Origin of the sequence: Streptomyces sp. NPDC006332 (genome assembly GCF_040612855.1) — a bacterium.
Taxonomy (GTDB): domain Bacteria; phylum Actinomycetota; class Actinomycetes; order Streptomycetales; family Streptomycetaceae; genus Streptomyces.
Window position 1 is genome coordinate 157,697 of record NZ_JBEXRA010000001.1, and the last position, 16,819, is coordinate 174,515.

Here is a 16,819-nt window from a genome sequence, read left to right on the forward strand (position 1 = left end):
CTGCGGGGCGGTGGGGGGGTTGCGCAGTTCCCCGCGCCCCTGGGGGGTGCGGGGTCCCCTGCGGGTGGGTGGGGGCTGGTCGCGCAGTTCCCCGCGCCCCTTGGGGGGCGCGATGGCGCCCCCGATTCACAGCGGCGCCGGTCAGGTCAGGTCTGCCACCGATGTTGTTGGGGTTCCGTCCTGGGGGTGTTGGAGGGGCGGTGCCTTCGTTGCCTGTGGTCGTTCGGCTAGTCGGTCGACCAGGAGTAGCAGGGGCTGGGTGAGCAGGGTGGTGGCCAGGGCCATGAAGACCAGGACCGTGTAGAGGGGTTCGCTCAGCAGGCCCGCCTGGAGGCCCGCGTTGAGGGCGATCAGCTCGGTGAGGCCCCGGGCGCTCACCAGCACCCCCACGGTCCGCGCGTCGTCCCGGTCCAGGCCGCTCAGGCGGGCGGCGGCCGTCCCGCTGCCGATCTTCGTGGTGACCGCCAGGAACGTCACCACGAGCAGGGCGACCCACCCGGTGGCGTTCATGTTGTTCAGGGCGACGGACTGTCCCGAGACGACGAAGAAGAACGGCAGCAACAGCGAACTGACGTCGTGCAGGGGCCGCAACAGGTCCGGGTCGAGCGTCCCGCCCTCCTCGCGCGGCGCCACCACCCCGGCGAGCAGCGCGCCGAAGATGACGTGCAGTCCGAGGGTGTGGGTCACCCACGCCGACCCGAGGGCGAAACCGACGAGCAGCGCCAGCCTCAGCGAGGGCTCCATCCGCGCCCGCGTCCCCCACAGCAGCCTGCGCAGCAGCGGGCGGGCCCCCACCAGCATCAGCGCGGTGAAGCCGGCCGCGAGCAGCGCCCGCCACGGCCAGCTCAGCGCGCTCGCGGAGTGATCGCCGTTCAGCATGGTCCCGGCCAGCACCGTCCACCCGATCACGTCGAGCAGACCGGCCGCGGACACCGCCACCACCCCGGGCACCGTCCGGGACAGACCGTTCTCACGCACTATCGCCGTCAGCACCGGCACCGCCGTGATCGACAGGGCGACCCCGGCGAACACCACCATGCCGGGGGTCAGATCCCTCGGCATTCCCAGGTCGGCCAGCTGGTTGCGGAACAGCAGCGCGCAGCCGCTGCCCGCCGCCATCGGCACCACGAAGGCCGCCAGCGCCACCGTCACCGCCGTGCTCGCCCGGTCACCCAGGACCTTCAGGTCGAGCTCGTACCCCACCGCGAACAGGAACACCACGAGGGAGAACTGGGCGAACCCGGTGAGCGCCGGCGAGATGCCGGCCGGGAACAACGCCTCGTACGCGCCGGGCGCGACGCTGCCGAGCAAGGACGGGCCGAGAGCTATGCCCGCCGTCAACTGTCCGACGATGTAGGGCTGCTTCAGGCGCCGGGCCAGCCACCCGGCCCCGTGCGCGGCCACCAGAACCAGAGCCGACGCACCCACGAAGTGCATGACCATCGAATCAGGGCTCACGGAGTCCCCCTGTGTTCACCTGTGAGGCCGGGGACCGGCCGACGGAGGGTCTTCGCACGTTTGCTCGACCCCAACTTCCTTATGATACTGGTAACTTGACGTCCTGACGGAAGTCGTACACAAGGCTGCACGGGTGTCACGGGGGGCACATGACGGCGCTCGTCTTCATTCATGGCACAGGAGTGCGCGAACCGGACTTCTCGAAGCTTGCGGGGCGGGTGGCGGCCGGTCTGACCGCACTGCGCGCCGGACTTCGCATCGTGCCCTACTACTGGGCGGACGCGCACGGCGCCACGCTCGCCGCGGGCGGGGCCAGCCTTCCGGCGCACCCCGGCGGCACCGTCCGCGGGCTCGCCGAGGCCCCGGCGGCATCCCAGGCCGACGACGACACCGACGCCTGGGCCGCCCTCTACGCCGACCCGTACGCCGAACTGGCCCTGGCCGCCGCGGGTACCGCCCCCGTCGTCGAGCGCCCGCCCGGCTCCGTACCGCCGCAGCAGCGGCTGCAGGCGCGGCTGGCCGCGCTCGCCACGCAAGGAGACGCGTCCGCCGCGGAGCTGGGCCCCGGCCTGGCCCGTGCCGCCACCGGCCTGGCGGCCCATCCGCTGCTCGGACCCGCCGCCGACGCCCTCGACCCCGACGACCTCGCGGTGCTGGCCGCCCGCAGCCTGACCGCCCGGATCGTCGCGGACATGCTGGACGCCGACGCGCCGCTCGTCCCGGTCGGGGACACCCGTGACGCGGTCGCCGACCGGCTCGCCGAAGCCCTCGGCGCACCACCCCGGGGCACAGAACGCGGGCTGCGCTCCCTGCTGCTGCGGACGGCCCGATCGGCCGCCTCCCGTGCGCTGGTGCGCCGTCGCCGCGCCCTCACCGAGGCCGCCCATCCCGCCGCCGCGGACATCCTGCGCTACCTCAGTCGCGGCGAGGCGGTCCGCGCCGACCTGCGCACCCTCGTCGCGGGGCTGGAGCCGCCCGTCGTCCTGGTCTGCCACAGCCTCGGCGGCATCATCGCCCTGGACACGCTGATCGCCGCGCCCCTGCCCCAGGTCCGCCTCCTGGTGACGGCCGGCTCCCAGGGGCCCTTCCTGTACGAGTCCGGCTCCCTGCCCACGCTGGAACACCCCGCCCCGCTGCCGGACCACGTTCCCCCCTGGCTCAACCTGTACGACCCGCGCGACCTGCTCTCCTATGTCGGCGCGGGCCTCTTCCCCGGCCGGGTCACCGACATCGCCGTCGACAGCCGCCAGCCGTTCCCCGCCGCGCACAGCGCCTACTGGACCAACCCCGAGGTGTACCGCCACATCGTGGACCGGCTGCCGTGACCGGCCCCGGCCCCCTGGGGGGAGCGCTGCCGCCGCGGGTGGATCCCACTCGGGTGCACGCGTTGATCGTCGGTGTCGAGACGTACGAGGCCGGGTCCGGCTGGGAGCTGCCGGGGCCAGCCCGGGACGCCGTCGCCTTCCACCGGCTGCTGCGGGCGGCCGGGGTGCCGGACGCCCAACTCCGGCTCCACCTCGCCCCGTTGCCGCCGTACGTCCCCGACGTCCCCCACCTGCCCGCCGACCACGCCACCCTGCGCCGGGTCCTCGTCCGTGAACTGCCCGCCGCCCAGGGCGACATCCTGTGGGTCTGGTGGGGCGGGCACGGCGTCCTCGACCGGGCCGGTCGGCTGCGGCTGTTCTGCGCGGACGCCCATGCCTCCGACAAGCTGGGCATCGACCTGGACTCGGCGCTCGCCCGGTACACCGGGGACGCGGTGCCCGGTTTCGCCGAGCAGCTGTGGATCGTGGACGCCTGCGAGACCTTCGAGGAGGACCTCGCCTTCCGGGAGCAGTTGCCGCCGGACGCGCTGCCCGTGGGGCGGCCCGACCTCGTCCACCGTCAGACCGTGCTGCGGGCCGCCGGGCGGGGCCGGGCCGCCGCCAACGACCCGGTGCGCGCCACCGGGCTGTTCTCCGAGGTCCTGCTCGCCCTGCTGGCCGACCGGGCCGCCCTCCTGCCTGCCCCGCCCGATCCGGAGGAACTGTTTCCGGCCGTACGGGCACGCATCGCGGCCCTCAGGGAAGCGGGACGTACTCTGCAGCATCCCGAGATCCAGCTGCGCAGCCCCGGGCGCACCGAGTACCTGCCCCCGGCCGACCCGCCCGCCGGGACCCGTCCCCTCTCGCCGTTGCAACGGGCCGTGGAGGCGTTGCTGGCCTATCCGTTGATGGGCGATCCCGTCGAACGCCAGACGGTGGTCGCCGTGCTTGCCCCGCGTGTCACTGCGATGCTGCCCCGTCACCCCAGGGCCCGCACGGATGCCACCGGCATGCTCAACTGGCTGGCCCGGCACCACCCGGACGCACTGTGGGAGCTGTTCGACGCGGTGGTCTCCGTCGACGACGACCCCGACCGCAAGGACGAACTGGGCGCCGCGCTCCGTGAGTTCGCGGCCTCGGTGAGGCGGCCCCGAGATCGAAAATGATCCAGTGGCGTGATCGTACGGTTTTCGACCCGGGCTGAAATGGCCATGATGGAAATGGGACACGGCCACGGGGCACCGCGTGCCACCGTGCGAGAAGGGGGACCATCTTGTTGGACCAGCCGCCCGCTCTGCGTCACGCCGAGGCAGCGGTACCTCAGTCGGCCGCCCTAGGGCGTGCTGCGACAGTCCCGCCTGCCGAGCGACGCCTGGCACGCACTCTCGCCGCACCGGGCGAAGACCCACGTACAACCAGTACGAGGGCTTCCGCCCGGCACGCCGAGAGCACGCACCGGACGCCGCTCGACCCGCCCTCCGGGCGAACGACGGGACTGTCGCAACACGCCCTGGCCGGGACCGACGTATGGGAGTCGGATCTGGCGGACGTCGCGGCACTGCCCTTGACCGCCGTGGACGGGCTCGCCCCTCTCGGCCCCACCGCGCGCCTCCTGGAGGAGGTGCTGCGCCCCCGGAGCAGCGTCAAGGGCGGAGGCGAGCCCGGAGCTCGCGCCGAGTAGCCGATCGCCCGCTTCGACGGCAGGGCCCGGCCGGGTCCCCGTATGCCCGCCCACACACGGAGGTTCCCGGGAATGTCCAGCGAGCCGCGCCCCGCCCCGTTCCGGATACCGGGAGGGATCTTCGAGGAACTGGCCGCCGGTGGCGGTTCCGCGGCTGCCGTCGAGTTCCTGGCTCGGGCGGAACGGGCCCGCCGACTGCTGCTCCTGCGCACGCTGCTGGACCGGCTCGGCACGCTGTCCACGCCGCTGACCCCGGCCGCCGAGGCCTGGCACGCCCTGAAGGAGGCGGCGGCGCGGGCACCCGAGCCGGTCGACCGGCTGTTGCTCGCCCCCGCGACCGGCGGCTGGATCGCCCACCTGCTGCGCCGGACCCACGGCACGGCCACGGGCCCGCCACTGTGGGCGGAGGCCGGCCACCTGTGCGCCCTGGCCGTGGCGGCGTCCCTGACCGCCGGCACCCGCACCGAGCTCAGAGTCCCCCTCACCGACGGCGGGCTGTGTCTCCCCGGGCTGGGGCTGGTCCAACTCTCCGATGCCGCAAGCGGGTTGACGGTGGGACAGGCCGGCACCGACGACGGACTGCTGACCCTCACCGGGCCGGCCCGCGACGGCGGCAGCGGTCCATCGTCGGTGACGCTGCGTCCGGCCACCGAACCACTGGGGGGCGGGAAAGCCCAGGGCCGTCCGTTCACGGCGCCGACCCGGGAGGACCTCGCGGGCCACGGGCAGCCGTACGCCTCCTGGCTGCCGCTGCGCACCCTCACCCACTCCACCCCCACCGGATCCGTCGCCATCCCCCTCGACGACCTCGACCCCTACCGCGACCTCGACGACCCGCTGCCGCCGGCCCGGCTGGACCAAGACGAGGCTAAGGAATGGCAGCGGTTGTTCGAGGAGGCCGCCGCGTTGCTCGCCGAGCCCGGCGGCATCGGGCCGGGACGGTTCGACCCGGCCGCGATCCGCGCCGTCGTGCCTTGGGGAAGGACCAGCACCATGCCGCCGGCTCCGCCGTCCGTGCGGGTCTCCGCGTCCAGCGGTGACTCCTTCGGCGCCATGGTGATCTCCCGGCCCTCCTCGGCGCCCGCCCTCGCCGAGACGCTCGTCCACGAGTTCCAGCACAGCAAGCTGGCCGCGCTGCTGCACCTCTTCCCGTTGCTCGACGACGACCGTCGGGAGCGCTACTACGCCCCCTGGCGTGCCGACCCGCGCCACCTCACCGGCCTGCTGCACGGCGCCTACGCCTTCACCGGCGTCGCGGGCTTCTGGCGGGACCGGCTGGCGGCCGCACGGAACGACCGGACGGGCACGCCGGACGACGGCGCGGCCGAACTGGCCGGCTACCACTTCGCCCTGCGCCGCCTGCAGAGCCGGCTCGTGGTCCGCACCCTGCTCGCCGAGGGCCGCCTCACCCCGCAGGGCCGGGCCCTGGTGGAAGGTCTCGCCCGCACCCTGAACAGCTGGCTGCGCGAGTGGGTCCCCCCGGCGTCCCTCGCCCGAGCCCGAACGGCCGCCGTGCTGCACCGCACCGAGTGGCGGCTGCGCAACGTGGCCCCCGTGACCGACTCCGGGTATGAGCCGGACGGGCCCCGCTTCCGCCCCGACCGCGTCCCATGGCCGGACGTCCGCACCCACGCCTTCGCCACCCGCACCGCCGCCCCGCGCACCGGCGACGAGCACCTCGCCGCCGGGAACCCGGCCGCCGCCCTCGCCCGGTACGCCGACGAGCTGGCCGCCGACCCGGCCGAACCGCACGCCCTGGCGGGCTGGATCGTCGCCCGAGCCGCCCTGGACCCGGGCCGCGCCGCCCGCCGCATGCTGGCCCGGCCGGAACTGCTCGCCCCCCTGCCGAGCGGCTGACCGGACCGGACCGTGCCGCGCCGCCCGCCCGTTCGTCGTCCGCTTGTCGTCAATCAGACGAAAACAAGACATCTCCGAAACGCCCGACGAACGGGTGAACGGGTCCGCGGTTGGTCAGGATGGAGGCATGGGATTCCATGTCGACTCCGAGACCGGGCGGCTGCGCCGCGTCATCCTGCACCGGCCGGATCTGGAGCTCAAACGGCTCACCCCCAGCAACAAGAACGCCCTGCTCTTCGACGACGTGCTGTGGGTGCGCCGGGCCCGCGCCGAGCACGACGGGTTCGCCGACGTGCTGCGCGACCGCGGGGTCGCCGTGCACCTCTTCGGTGACCTGCTCACCGAGGCCCTGGAGATCCCGGCGGCCCGGGAGCTGGTCCTGGACCGGGTCTTCGACGAGAAGGAGTACGGCGTCCTCGCCACCGACCACCTGCGGGCGGTGTTCGAGACCCTGCCCGCGGCCGAACTGGCCGAGGCACTCGTCGGCGGCATGACCAAGCGGGAGTTCCTGGACGCGCACGAGGAACCGACCTCCGTGCGTTTCCACGTCATGGAGCTCGACGAGTTTCTGCTCGACCCGCTGCCCAACCACCTCTTCACCCGGGACACCTCGGCCTGGATCTACGACGGCGTCTCCATCAACGCCATGCGCTGGCCGGCCCGGCAACGGGAGACCGTGCACTTCGAGGCGATCTACCGGCACCATCCGCTGTTCCGGGAGGAGACGTTCCGTCTCTGGTCGGAGGGGCAGGCCGACTACCCGTCCACCATCGAGGGCGGGGACGTCCTCGTGATCGGCAACGGCGCCGTGCTCATCGGCATGAGCGAGCGCACGACCCCACAGGCCGTCGAGATGCTCGCCCACAAGCTGTTCGACGCCGGGTCCGCGCGGACGATCGTGGCGCTCGACATGCCCAAGCGCCGTGCCTTCATGCACCTCGACACGGTGATGACGATGGTCGACGGCGACACCTTCACCCAGTACGCGGGCCTCGGCATGCTCCGTTCGTACACCATCGAACCGGGCGTCGGTGAGAAGGAGCTCAAGGTCACCGACCACCCGCCGGAGCACATGCACCGAGCGATCGCCGCGGCGCTCGGGTTGGACGCGATCCGGGTACTGACCGCCACCCAGGACGTGCACGCCGCCGAGCGTGAGCAGTGGGACGACGGCTGCAACGTCCTCGCCGTGGAGCCGGGCGTCGTCGTCGCCTACGAACGCAACGCCACCACCAACACCCACCTGCGCAAACAGGGCATCGAGGTGATCGAGATCCCGGGCAGCGAGCTGGGGCGCGGCAGAGGCGGCCCGCGCTGCATGAGCTGCCCGGTCGAACGGAGTGCCGTATAGGTATAGGTCGACATAGGTATAGGTCGAACGCGGCGCCGTCGGCATGCCGCCCCGTGTGAACGCAGTGCCGTATACACGTACGGGCATCTGTATAAAAATGCTAAAGGTCGTATAGACTTCCGAGGGTTCCCTGTCACTGCACCTCTGGAGACGCCCCCATGGCGACAGTCCCGACCGCCCTCGCCGGCCGCCACTTCCTCAAGGAGCTGGACTTCACCGAGGAGGAGTTCCGCGGCCTGATCGAGCTGGCCGCCGAGCTGAAGGCCGCCAAGAAGGCCGGGACCGAGACGCGGTACCTGCGCGGCAGGAACATCGCGCTGATCTTCGAGAAGACCTCGACGCGCACCCGCTGCGCGTTCGAGGTCGCCGCCGCCGACCAGGGCGCCTCCACGACCTACCTCGACCCTTCCGGCTCGCAGATCGGGCACAAGGAGTCCGTGAAGGACACCGCGCGCGTACTGGGCCGGATGTACGACGGCATCGAGTACCGCGGGGACAGCCAGCAGAAGGTGGAGGAGCTGGCCGCCTACGCCGGCGTGCCCGTGTACAACGGTCTCACCGACGACTGGCACCCCACGCAGATGCTCGCCGACGTGCTCACGATGACCGAGCACACCGCCAAGCCGCTGACCGAGATCGCCTTCGCCTACCTCGGCGACGCCCGCTTCAACATGGGCAACTCCTACCTGATCACCGGTGCCCTGCTCGGCATGGACGTCCGGATCGTCGCCCCTCAGGCGTACTGGCCCGCCGAGGAGGTCATCGGCCACGCCCGCGAGCTCGCCGAGACCAGCGGCGCCCGCATCACCCTCAGCGAGAAGGTCGACGAGGGAGTCCAGGGCGCCGACTTCGTCGCCACCGACGTCTGGGTCTCCATGGGGGAGCCCACGGAGGTCTGGGACAAGCGGATCGCCGCCCTCTCCCCGTACGCCGTGACCATGGACGTCCTGCGCGCCACCGGCAACCCGGACGTGAAGTTCCTGCACTGCCTGCCCGCCTTCCACGACCTCGGCACCAAGGTCGGACAGGAGATCTTCAAGACCCACGGGTTGCAGTCCCTGGAGGTGACCGACGAGGTCTTCGAGTCGGACCACTCGGTCGTCTTCGACGAGGCGGAGAACCGGCTGCACACCATCAAGGCGGTCCTCGTCGCCACGCTGGCCTGAGCGGCGTCCGCTCCTACTCCACCGGCTGTCGTGGGGCCGGCACCGCCGACAGCCGGAACCACACCGCCTTGCCGGACTCGGTCGGGCGGTGACCGCAGGACGAGCTGAGCGTGCGGATCAGCAGCAGGCCCCGCCCGTGCTCCTGCCAGGGGTCGGGCTCGATGTCCACGGGGCGGGTGAGATTGACGGGCGGCGCCGGGTCGGGGTCGTGCACCTCGACCTGGCAACCGGTCGGCAGCAGTTCCACCACGAGCTCTATCGGCGCGTCCCCGGTGGTGTGCTCCACGGCGTTCGCCACCAGCTCCGCCGTCAGCAGCTCCGCGGTGTCGCTGTCGGCCCCGTGGTCCAGCTCGGCCAGCGCGGTGCGCACCAGGGCTCGGGCCACCGGCACCGCCGCGGCGGAGTGCGGCAGCGCGATACGCCAGGAGGCGGAGGCCGGGGCGGCGGGGCGTTCGTGCAAGGCGGTTCCGTTCATGAGCAGGCTGTCCTGCTTTCAACCTGATGAATGGTAGCGGCGCGCTCGGCGGAGGCTTCCGACGGGCACCGTGCGGGACCTTCGGCCCCACTGCTGGGCGGCTTACCCGGGTGAACGCCCCGCCTCGCACGGCTGCTCCCACCGTTACCGGGATGTGGACGATCCGTGACGGCTGTGACGGCGCCGGGTCATCCGGAAGGTGCGCGTCCAGGTAACGGCGTATCGCGTACTCGTGACGACAGTCACGGATAGGTATAGCTTCGACGGGTGGAGCTCCGCACGCAGTGCCCGCCGCCCGAACGAGGAGGCCGCACCTCGTGAGTCGTGAGTCCCTTCACCGGCTCCGCCGCCCGCACCCCGCGCTGGGAGCACCTCCGCGTCGACCTCGCCGACGGTGCCGCCACCGTCACGCTGGCCCGCCCCGACAAACTCAACGCGCTCACCTTCGGCGCCTACGCCGACCTGCGCGACCTGCTCGCCGAGCTGTCCCGGGAACCGTCCGTGCGGGCCCTGGTGCTGGCGACGGCCGTTGCGCTCGGGCGGCGTGGAAGTGGCGGATCTCGTCCGCCGGCTCACGCACCCTCGGCGCGCACGCCGGCGAACCCGGCCCCCGCGTCCCGCAGCCGCTCGTGCAGTCCCCGGAACACCGCCGCCGACCTGCCACCCGGCCAGCCCTCCGGCAGCAACGAGGCCGGCAGGCCGGGGTCGGTGTAGGGGAGGTGGCGCCATGAGTCCAGGGCGAGGAGGTAGTCGCGGTACGCCTCCTCGGGCGGGCTGTCCGTGCGTCGCTCCCAGCCGCGCAGCACCCCCGCGTGGTCGCCGAGGAACGCCTCGTGCTCCTTGGCGATCGCGGCCAGGTCCCACCAGCGGGTGACCGCGTCCAGGGTCGGTGCGAAGCCGAGGTGCTCGCCGCGGAAGAAGTCGACGTACGGATCCAGACGCAGCCGCTCCAGGGTGTGCCGGGCCTCCTCGTACAGCCGCGCGGGGGCGAGCCACACCCCGGGTGCCGCCGTGCCGAAGCCGAGACCGGCCAGACGGGAACGCAGCACATGCCGCTTCTGCCGCTCCGGCTCCGGCACCGAGAACACGGCGACCACCCAGCCCTCGTCCTGCTCGGAGGGGGTGCCGTAGATACGCCGGTCACTGTCGTCGAGCAACTGGCGGGCCTCCGGTGACAGTTCGTATCCGGCGGCGCCCTGCGCGGTACGCGCCGGTCGGAGCAGCCCGCGCCGTTTGAGCCGGGACACCGACGAGCGTACGGAGGGGGCGTCCACTCCGACCGCGGCGAGCAGCCGGATCAGCTCGGCTACGGGTACCGGGCCTGGCGCGAAGCGGCCGTAGGCGCCGTAGAACGTGACGATGAGAGACCGGGGTGCATGCTGGTCGGACACGTTGATCATCTTAGGTCTTCGCCATCACCGCTGGTCACTGTGGGTGTCATCATCGTCGCCGGACGCGGTGCGCAGCCTGAACCGCTGGAGTTTGCCGGTCGCCGTGCGCGGCAGCGAGTCCAGCAGGACGATCTCGCGAGGGCATTTGATGTCGCCGGGAACAGACGTACTCCCGTTCGGGACTATCCGGCCGTGGCGGTCGTGGAGGTCGTACGTCTGTGGGACGAGCAGGCGACGGTGGAACTCGACGGCTTCGCCGTGCTGCCGTAGCCGCCCGCGAGGCCTGCGACCACCACCGTCAGGCGGCGATCGTCAGCCGCTCGACGGGTGCCCGGTGCGGGGCGACGATCCGGCCGTCCGGCAGCAGCTCGCCGGTGTCGTCGAAGACGATCGACCCGTCGCAGAGCAGGCTCCAGCCCTGCTCGGGATGGGCGGCGACGACGTGCGGGGCGGGGCTGCCGGCGGGGTGTGTCGAGGACTGGTGGGAACACATGGCGCACCTCCACGTCGGTAGGACCATCGGGTCGGGTCCGTATGGACAGACCATCCTCCCGGAGTGAACTCACCGGAACAGCTCGCCGCGAAGCGTGACAACACGCGGACAACACCCGGACGGTATGACGACCGTCGGATCCAACTCGCCACCAAAGGGGTGACGATCACGGCTGTGGAGGCGTGGGACCGGTACCAGTGGGAGAACCCGACCCAGGAGGTCTTCCCATGTCCGTACGCCATGCCCTCGGCGCCGCCGCCGGTGCCGCACTGCTCCTGCTCGCCGCGCCCGCGGCCTTCGCGGCCCCGGTCCCCACCGACCCGGCCCCCACAGATCCCGCCCCCGCCGCCGCGGTCCCCTCCGAATCGGCCCCCGCCGAGACCGTGACGGTCGATGCGACGGGCCTGATCGCGTCCGACGGCACCGTCACCCTCTCCGGCACCTACCGCTGCACCGCCGGCACCGGCCCGGTGCTCGTGAGCTCGTCCGTCGGCCAGCCCTCCTCACCCATCCGCCACAGCATCGGCGGCACCCCTGCGGTGTGCGACGGCGCGGAGCACCCCTGGCACAACAGCGGCCGGCCGCTGCTGAGCCGGCCGAGACCCGGTGCGGCGCACGTCGAGGTCAGCCTGATGGAGCTGCACCCGCAGGGCCTCCTGCCGCTGCCGGTGTTCCACGCGACCGCGGAGCAGGAGATCACGCTGGTCGCGGGCTGATCGCGGGCTGATCGCGGACTGGTCGAGGACTGACAGGGCGCGTCAGTCCATCAGCCCCGCGGCGACCGTGGCGCCCAGTTCCCCGCACGCCTCGATGTCCGCCTTGCCGGGCTCGCCCGTCACGGTCACGGCCTCGGCGGCCCGTCGCCAGCCGAGGCCCGTCGTGATCGCCTCGATACCGCGGACCGCCCCGGTGACGTCGTTGCCGCCGTGCACGTAGTACCCGAACGGGCGGCCCCGCGTCGTATCGAGGCACGGGTAGTAGACCTGGTCGAAGAAGTGCTTCAGCGCGCCGGACATGTAGCCGAGGTTCGCCGGTGTGCCGAGCAGGAACCCGTCGGCGGCGAGCACGTCGGAAGCCGTGGCGGCCAGCGCGGCCCGCCGTACGACGCGGACGCCCTCGATCTCCGGGTGCGTCGCACCGGCCACGACGGCCTCGAAAAGAGCCTGGCAGTTCGGCGAGGGCGTGTGATGCACGATCAGCAAGGTAGCCACCCTCCCACCCTGTCACGAGCGGCGAGCGACTTCGTAGGCGCTGACGACATACAGGGCTTCGTCGTCGAGGGCGTTCGTCTCCCAGTCCAGGAAGATCCGCACCGGGTGGCCGTCCGCCGCGTACCGAGCCTCCGCGATGTCCGCCTTGTCGTGCCGCGCCTGCTTCAGCTCGTCCAACAGCCCGCCGAGCGTGGGAACCTCATCGGGAAGTCGCCGCACCACCCGGCGGCCGCTGTCGTCGAGGCCGACCGCTTTCGCCACCCGCCCGTCCCGGACCGTCACCCGGAAGGTCCCGATCAGGGCCCGTTCCCCCTCACTCGACGTCAGAGTGAACGCGTACGAGGCGGGTTCCTCCCAAGAGGACTCGGCGTGCTGCTCGACGCTCGTCGGCGCGGGCTGCACGGCGGAGAGCGGCGGTATCGGATCCTCGTTCCCACAGGCGGCGGTCGCGCCCAGGAGCCCCGCGAGTCCCACGACCAGCAGTGCGGCGGAGGCGAACCGAGCGGGAGAGCGTACGGCGGCCATGATGGGCCCCTTTCGACGACGGCTACGACTACGACGCCGGTCGGCCCGACAACGTTCGGACCGACCGGCGTCGCTACCGCCTCCGAGTGGTCAGCTCTCTGACGACGCGCCGCGCCTGCGCACCAGCCACCACGCACCGCCACCGACAACGGCGAGCACCGCGAGGACCCCGCCGATGATCACGCCGGTCGAACTGTCGTCGTCCGCCTCCGCGGCCTCGGTGTCGGCGCCCTTGTCCTTGGCCTGGGCCGTGGCCCCGGACACGGTGGCCGACGGGCCAGGCTCCGGCGCCTCTGATTCCGCCGGGCTCTCCGTCGCGCTCGGGCTGGGGCTCACCGGCTTGGCACCCGGCGCCGCCGCCTTCAACTTCAGGACCGGCGCGGGCTGTTCGGGCTCCGCACCGCCGCTGGGCAGCTCGATCCAGCGGGAGACCTCACCGTCGCTGTAGGTCTCGACCGTCTTGAAGGCGATCTCCTTCGCGTCCGGCAACTGCCGGACCTTGATCTTGTACTCGGCGTCGACGCCGGTCTTCAGGGCCGGGCCGGCGACGTTGTAGCCGTCGCTGGTGGCCTTCAGCTTCCAGCCCTTGGGGGCCTCGTCGAGCGTCACGTCTCCGGGCGCGATGCCTTCGGGCAGCACGACGCGCATCGCGGTGAAGCCCGCCGAGTCTGACTCGGCCTCGGAGACGAAGCTGAGGGTGACGTTCTCGGCGAGGGCCTGCGAGGTGTCAGCCTCGACCTCCGCGTGCGCGGCGGCCGGCGCGGCCAGGGCGAGGGTGGCCGTCAGCGCGGCGGCACCGGTGAGAGCTGCGCGGCGGCCGACGCGGGCCGCCGAGCGGATGGACATGGACACAGGGGAACTCCTTGCGGGTACGGGAAGAACGGCCCCCTGGACGCGGGGACCGGGTGACGGACCGGAGGTGCTCCCGCGGCGGTGGTCCCCTGCGCACCACCGAGTGCTCCAGTACGTCGTCCCATGCCGGTGCCGCCGCCTCGAACGAGGAGCCCGGCCCGCGGTCGGGCAGCACGGACACCAGCCTGCCGGGGCCGCTGACCGGCCGCCGCAGCGCCTGAGCGAGGGCCTGAACGGCCGCCCTGGCCAGCGTGCCGAGCGCGCCGAGCGCGGCCGTCATCCGGGCGTCCGCCCGCTGCAGCAGCCAGGCCACCACCAGCGCGGCCACCACATGGACGAGCGTCATCGCCGCGCCGGCGTGATGCCAGGTGTGGCCGTCACCGGCCACCTGCGTGCCGTGCCCGGCGTGCGCCGCGTGTCCAGGCATGCCCGCCCGCATGTCGCCGTCCGTCAGGGACAGCACGAGATGCAGCAGGCCCTGCGTCGCCAGCGTGCAGGCGACGGTCGCGGCCGGCGTGTAGCGACGGCGCGCCAGCGGCCAGACGGCCGCGAACAGGGCCACCGCCATCGCACCCGCCGACCGCCAGGGCACCGTGCCCTCGGCGATCGCGTGGTGGCCGAAGGTCGCGAGCACGGTACCGAGCACCGCGAACAGGCCGGCCCGCGCGCAGGTTCCCGCGCGGCTGGCCCGGCCTGTTGCCGGCAACTGGTGTCCGGTCACGTGATCACGCGGCACGATCGTCCATCATTCCCTACCGGGCGGTCTTCGTCGTGGATGAGCCGAGCGGGGTAGGTCACGGGCGTTCACCTCGTCGTATACGTCGGATCCGGTGGGGCCGTTCACAACGGGAGGAAGGTGTTGGCGCGGGCGTGGTGGGCCAGGGTCGCGCCGGTGTCGATGTCGTGGAACCAGGCGTGCAGGTGCAACGAACGGTCGGCCAGCCGGGGCGCGACGCACGGGTGGTCGCTGAGCGCGTCCAGTTGCCTCAGTACGTGCCAGTGGTCGGCGGCCGTGACGTCTCCGGTCGGTGGTGCCGCTTCGCCGTCGGACCCGGTGACGCCGGCGATCGCCAGGTTGTCGAGCATCGCCGCGGTGACGACGTCGCAGCGGGAGTGGCCGCAGACGATGATGTCGGAGACGTTCAGCTCGTTGACGGCGTACTCGATGGTTCTCGATTCGGCGGTGGGCGCCTTCTCGTCGTAGGGAGGTATGAGCCCTCCGTACGTGCGCAGTTCGAAGAGTTCCCCGGGCCGGGCGGCGGTGAGCAGGGCGGGTACGAGGCGGGCGTCGGAGCAGGAGACGAACATCGCCCGCGGCTGGTGGGCGACGCTGTCCAGGGGCATGGCGTGGGCGGCGGCGCGCGCACGGAACACGCGCGCCTGGTCGGTCAGGTACTGCATGCTGCTGCCTCCGAGGGGGTCAGTCGGACAGCCGGTCGTCGATGAGCGCCTTGAACGCCCGGTAGGAGCCCGGGGTTTGGATCGGGGTGCCGTCGACGAGGAACGTCGGGGTGCCCGCCACGTCCAACGCGAGGCCGTCGCGCTGGTCGTCCTGGACGCGTCCGGCCACCTCCGGGTCGGCGAGGTCGGCGTCGAACTGGTCCATGTCCAGGCCGAGTTGCCTGGCGTAGCTCCGGAAGACGGACTGCTTCCAGTCCTGCGACTCGCCCCACTCCTTCTGGGTGTCGAAGAGCTTGGTGTACATCTCCTCGAACTTGCCCTGACGGGCGGCGGCTTCGGCGGTGCGGGCGGCTAGTTCGCCGTTGCGGTGGCCCGGCATGGGGAAGTAGCGGGCGACGAAGGTGACCCGGTGGCCGTACTCCTCGCGCAGTTTCTCCACGACCGGGTACACCGCCCCGCACGCCTCGCATTCGAAGTCCAGGAACTCCACGACGGTGAGTTCGCTCTTCTCCGGCGCGGTCAGCCGGTGACTGGACGCGCGCACCGGCAGTGCCTCGGCGGCCGGCTGCACGTCCAGGCCACCGCTGCCCCGGTCGTCCGGCGCGAGCAGCAGGTAGGAGCCGACCGCGGCGGCGAAGCCGGCCAGGAGGACGGCGGCGACGATCAGGTGTCTCTTCAGCTTGTTCATGATTCCTCGGTGGTACGGGGGTCGGCGGGGCGCCGGTCGCGGGCGCGCGGGCTCGACAGGCGGGCGTCCTGGGCGGCGAGCGGGTCGTCGCCGTCACGCGGTCGATCCGCCGGTCGATGAGGCGGACGATGAGGCGGGGCCTCGCGCTGGTCCGGGCCGACCCACTGGACGGTGCGGCCAAGTGCTCCGGCACGCCCGGCAGTCGAGCCGCCAGGACAAGGAGGGCCGGCCCGTCGTGCGGCCCTCGCACCACCCCGTCAGGGCAGGCTGAGAGTGGGGATCGCCGTCGGCCGGAGAAGGGCGAACAGACCGTACCGAACGCGCGGCGGCGCCCTGCCCTCGTGGAAGCGCACCAGCAACGCCGACCGCAGCGGCGCGGCGCTCAGCGGAAACGCGGTCCGCGGTCCGGTGCCTGGCCGGCCACCGAGCAGCGGCCAGAGGAACAGCAGCAGCCGCCGTACCAGTACCAGGAGCGAGGTGCTCTGCCACAACAGCCGCTCGGTGACGCCCAGCAGACGGGCGGTGAGCAGCAGGGTGACCAGGTGCCCGGCGAGCAGCACCGACGTCGGCGGCCCGGTGACCGTGTCGTGTTCGAGCAGCCAGGCGAGCGCGCCCGACGAGCCGCCCTGCCCGGTCACCGCGGCGCAGGCCCCGGGCAGCGAGTAGACGATGTGATAGGCGAACTGCGCGAGGGCGAGCACGCCCAGCAGGTGGGCGTCCGTCATGCGACGCCGTGTCAGTACGGTCGCGCTCGGCAGCGCGACGGCCGCCGTCGAGGCCACGCTGACCCACCGGGGAGCATGGCCCTGCGACAGCACGTGTCCGGCCAGCGGCAGCAGCACGCACAGCACCGCGAGCACTCCGGCCCGAACCCCGCGCAGCACACCGGACGCCGGCGAGCCGACTCCTCGCAACCAGTGCGTGCGCATCAGATCGGACCTTCAGACGGTCGGTCCGTCACGGAGC

The 16,819-nt window shown here is 72.4% G+C and carries 17 protein-coding genes and 2 pseudogenes; 8 read left to right on the forward strand and 11 right to left on the reverse strand.

What is annotated here, in order from left to right; all coding sequences use genetic code 11:
- Nucleotides 1–141: 141 nt before the first annotated feature.
- Nucleotides 142–1,458, reverse strand: a complete 1,317-nt coding sequence (locus tag ABZ027_RS00670; RefSeq protein WP_356762857.1) for a cation:proton antiporter — start codon at nucleotides 1,456–1,458, stop codon at nucleotides 142–144.
- Nucleotides 1,459–1,607: 149 nt separating this feature from the next.
- Here ABZ027_RS00670 and ABZ027_RS00675 point away from each other — a divergent pair, with 149 nt between their 5' ends.
- The 5 genes from ABZ027_RS00675 (at nucleotide 1,608) to argF (ending at nucleotide 8,817) form a co-directional block, all read left to right on the forward strand.
- Nucleotides 1,608–2,783, forward strand: a complete 1,176-nt coding sequence (locus ABZ027_RS00675; protein ID WP_356762859.1) for a hypothetical protein — start codon at nucleotides 1,608–1,610, stop codon at nucleotides 2,781–2,783.
- Nucleotides 2,784–2,821: 38 nt separating this feature from the next.
- Nucleotides 2,822–3,928 carry a caspase family protein gene (locus ABZ027_RS00680; RefSeq protein WP_356762861.1) on the forward strand — a complete coding sequence of 369 codons (1,107 nt, stop codon included), beginning with the start codon at nucleotides 2,822–2,824 and terminating at the stop codon, nucleotides 3,926–3,928.
- Nucleotides 3,929–4,515: 587 nt separating this feature from the next.
- Nucleotides 4,516–6,300: an HEXXH motif-containing putative peptide modification protein gene (locus tag ABZ027_RS00685; RefSeq protein WP_356762863.1), complete on the forward strand. Its 1,785-nt coding sequence runs from the start codon at nucleotides 4,516–4,518 to the stop codon at nucleotides 6,298–6,300.
- Nucleotides 6,301–6,427: 127 nt separating this feature from the next.
- On the forward strand, nucleotides 6,428–7,651 hold the full coding sequence (locus tag ABZ027_RS00690; RefSeq protein WP_356762865.1) for an arginine deiminase: 1,224 nt from the start codon (nucleotides 6,428–6,430) through the stop codon (nucleotides 7,649–7,651).
- Nucleotides 7,652–7,809: 158 nt separating this feature from the next.
- Complete coding sequence (argF, locus tag ABZ027_RS00695) at nucleotides 7,810–8,817, forward strand: ornithine carbamoyltransferase (protein WP_356762866.1); 1,008 nt, start codon at nucleotides 7,810–7,812, stop codon at nucleotides 8,815–8,817.
- 13 nt (nucleotides 8,818–8,830) lie between these two features.
- Here the strand turns inward: argF and ABZ027_RS00700 are convergent, their stop codons facing one another.
- Nucleotides 8,831–9,292 carry an ATP-binding protein gene (locus tag ABZ027_RS00700; protein WP_356762868.1) on the reverse strand — a complete coding sequence of 154 codons (462 nt, stop codon included), beginning with the start codon at nucleotides 9,290–9,292 and terminating at the stop codon, nucleotides 8,831–8,833.
- A 324-nt stretch (nucleotides 9,293–9,616) separates the two neighbouring features.
- Between ABZ027_RS00700 and ABZ027_RS00705 the strand changes: the two are divergent.
- Nucleotides 9,617–9,814: pseudogene (locus tag ABZ027_RS00705) on the forward strand (enoyl-CoA hydratase); the annotation flags it as partial.
- 50 nt (nucleotides 9,815–9,864) lie between these two features.
- Here the strand turns inward: ABZ027_RS00705 and ABZ027_RS00710 are convergent.
- Nucleotides 9,865–10,692 (reverse strand): PaaX family transcriptional regulator C-terminal domain-containing protein, encoded by an 828-nt coding sequence (locus tag ABZ027_RS00710; RefSeq protein ID WP_356762870.1) that lies wholly within the window; start codon nucleotides 10,690–10,692, stop codon nucleotides 9,865–9,867.
- A gap of 168 nt (nucleotides 10,693–10,860) precedes the next feature.
- Between ABZ027_RS00710 and ABZ027_RS00715 the strand changes: the two are divergent.
- Nucleotides 10,861–10,953: pseudogene (locus tag ABZ027_RS00715) on the forward strand (RidA family protein); the annotation flags it as partial.
- Nucleotides 10,954–10,981: 28 nt separating this feature from the next.
- Here the strand turns inward: ABZ027_RS00715 and ABZ027_RS00720 are convergent.
- Nucleotides 10,982–11,176: a DUF5999 family protein gene (locus ABZ027_RS00720; protein WP_356762872.1), complete on the reverse strand. Its 195-nt coding sequence runs from the start codon at nucleotides 11,174–11,176 to the stop codon at nucleotides 10,982–10,984.
- Between the two features lie 227 nt (nucleotides 11,177–11,403).
- On the opposite strand from ABZ027_RS00720, the gene ABZ027_RS00725 reads away from it, so the two are divergent.
- A complete protein-coding gene (locus ABZ027_RS00725) occupies nucleotides 11,404–11,892 on the forward strand; it encodes a DUF6299 family protein (RefSeq protein ID WP_356762874.1) in 489 nt (162 codons plus the stop codon).
- A 42-nt stretch (nucleotides 11,893–11,934) separates the two neighbouring features.
- Here the strand turns inward: ABZ027_RS00725 and ABZ027_RS00730 are convergent, their stop codons facing one another.
- The 7 genes from ABZ027_RS00730 to ABZ027_RS00760 all read right to left on the reverse strand — a co-directional run bounded on the left by ABZ027_RS00730 (nucleotide 11,935) and on the right by ABZ027_RS00760 (nucleotide 16,782).
- Nucleotides 11,935–12,387 carry an NAD(P)H-dependent oxidoreductase gene (locus ABZ027_RS00730; protein WP_356762876.1) on the reverse strand — a complete coding sequence of 151 codons (453 nt, stop codon included), beginning with the start codon at nucleotides 12,385–12,387 and terminating at the stop codon, nucleotides 11,935–11,937.
- 12 nt (nucleotides 12,388–12,399) lie between these two features.
- Nucleotides 12,400–12,912, reverse strand: a complete 513-nt coding sequence (locus tag ABZ027_RS00735) for a DUF6174 domain-containing protein (protein WP_356762879.1) — start codon at nucleotides 12,910–12,912, stop codon at nucleotides 12,400–12,402.
- A 90-nt stretch (nucleotides 12,913–13,002) separates the two neighbouring features.
- Entirely contained in the window at nucleotides 13,003–13,758 is a 756-nt protein-coding gene (locus tag ABZ027_RS00740) for a DUF1775 domain-containing protein (RefSeq protein ID WP_356762881.1), read from the reverse strand.
- Nucleotides 13,640–14,398: a hypothetical protein gene (locus ABZ027_RS00745; RefSeq protein WP_356762882.1), complete on the reverse strand. Its 759-nt coding sequence runs from the start codon at nucleotides 14,396–14,398 to the stop codon at nucleotides 13,640–13,642. Before ABZ027_RS00745 ends, ABZ027_RS00740 begins: the two co-directional genes overlap by 119 nt.
- A 206-nt stretch (nucleotides 14,399–14,604) precedes the next feature.
- The gene (locus ABZ027_RS00750) at nucleotides 14,605–15,165 is read right to left on the reverse strand and encodes a carbonic anhydrase (protein WP_356762883.1); all 561 of its coding nucleotides are present in this window, start codon (nucleotides 15,163–15,165) and stop codon (nucleotides 14,605–14,607) included.
- 19 nt (nucleotides 15,166–15,184) lie between these two features.
- Entirely contained in the window at nucleotides 15,185–15,853 is a 669-nt protein-coding gene (locus ABZ027_RS00755) for a thioredoxin domain-containing protein (protein ID WP_356762885.1), read from the reverse strand.
- A gap of 257 nt (nucleotides 15,854–16,110) precedes the next feature.
- Nucleotides 16,111–16,782: a hypothetical protein gene (locus ABZ027_RS00760; protein WP_356762887.1), complete on the reverse strand. Its 672-nt coding sequence runs from the start codon at nucleotides 16,780–16,782 to the stop codon at nucleotides 16,111–16,113.
- Nucleotides 16,783–16,819: the final 37 nt, after the last annotated feature.

Excerpts from the sequence above, each read along its gene's own strand:
- ABZ027_RS00760 (WP_356762887.1), bottom strand. The coding sequence starts at position 16,782 with ATGCGCACGCACTGGTTGCGAGGAGTCGGCTCGCCGGCGTCCGGTGTG.
- ABZ027_RS00685 (WP_356762863.1), top strand. The coding sequence starts at position 4,516 with ATGTCCAGCGAGCCGCGCCCCGCCCCGTTCCGGATACCGGGAGGGATC.
- ABZ027_RS00700 (WP_356762868.1), bottom strand. The coding sequence starts at position 9,292 with ATGAACGGAACCGCCTTGCACGAACGCCCCGCCGCCCCGGCCTCCGCC.
- ABZ027_RS00750 (WP_356762883.1), bottom strand. The coding sequence starts at position 15,165 with ATGCAGTACCTGACCGACCAGGCGCGCGTGTTCCGTGCGCGCGCCGCC.
- ABZ027_RS00675 (WP_356762859.1), top strand. The coding sequence starts at position 1,608 with ATGACGGCGCTCGTCTTCATTCATGGCACAGGAGTGCGCGAACCGGAC.
- ABZ027_RS00720 (WP_356762872.1), bottom strand. The coding sequence starts at position 11,176 with ATGTGTTCCCACCAGTCCTCGACACACCCCGCCGGCAGCCCCGCCCCG.
- ABZ027_RS00690 (WP_356762865.1), top strand. The coding sequence starts at position 6,428 with ATGGGATTCCATGTCGACTCCGAGACCGGGCGGCTGCGCCGCGTCATC.
- ABZ027_RS00725 (WP_356762874.1), top strand. The coding sequence starts at position 11,404 with ATGTCCGTACGCCATGCCCTCGGCGCCGCCGCCGGTGCCGCACTGCTC.
- argF (WP_356762866.1), top strand. The coding sequence starts at position 7,810 with ATGGCGACAGTCCCGACCGCCCTCGCCGGCCGCCACTTCCTCAAGGAG.
- ABZ027_RS00755 (WP_356762885.1), bottom strand. The coding sequence starts at position 15,853 with ATGAACAAGCTGAAGAGACACCTGATCGTCGCCGCCGTCCTCCTGGCC.
- ABZ027_RS00710 (WP_356762870.1), bottom strand. The coding sequence starts at position 10,692 with ATGATCAACGTGTCCGACCAGCATGCACCCCGGTCTCTCATCGTCACG.
- ABZ027_RS00740 (WP_356762881.1), bottom strand. The coding sequence starts at position 13,758 with ATGTCCATCCGCTCGGCGGCCCGCGTCGGCCGCCGCGCAGCTCTCACC.
- ABZ027_RS00735 (WP_356762879.1), bottom strand. The coding sequence starts at position 12,912 with ATGGCCGCCGTACGCTCTCCCGCTCGGTTCGCCTCCGCCGCACTGCTG.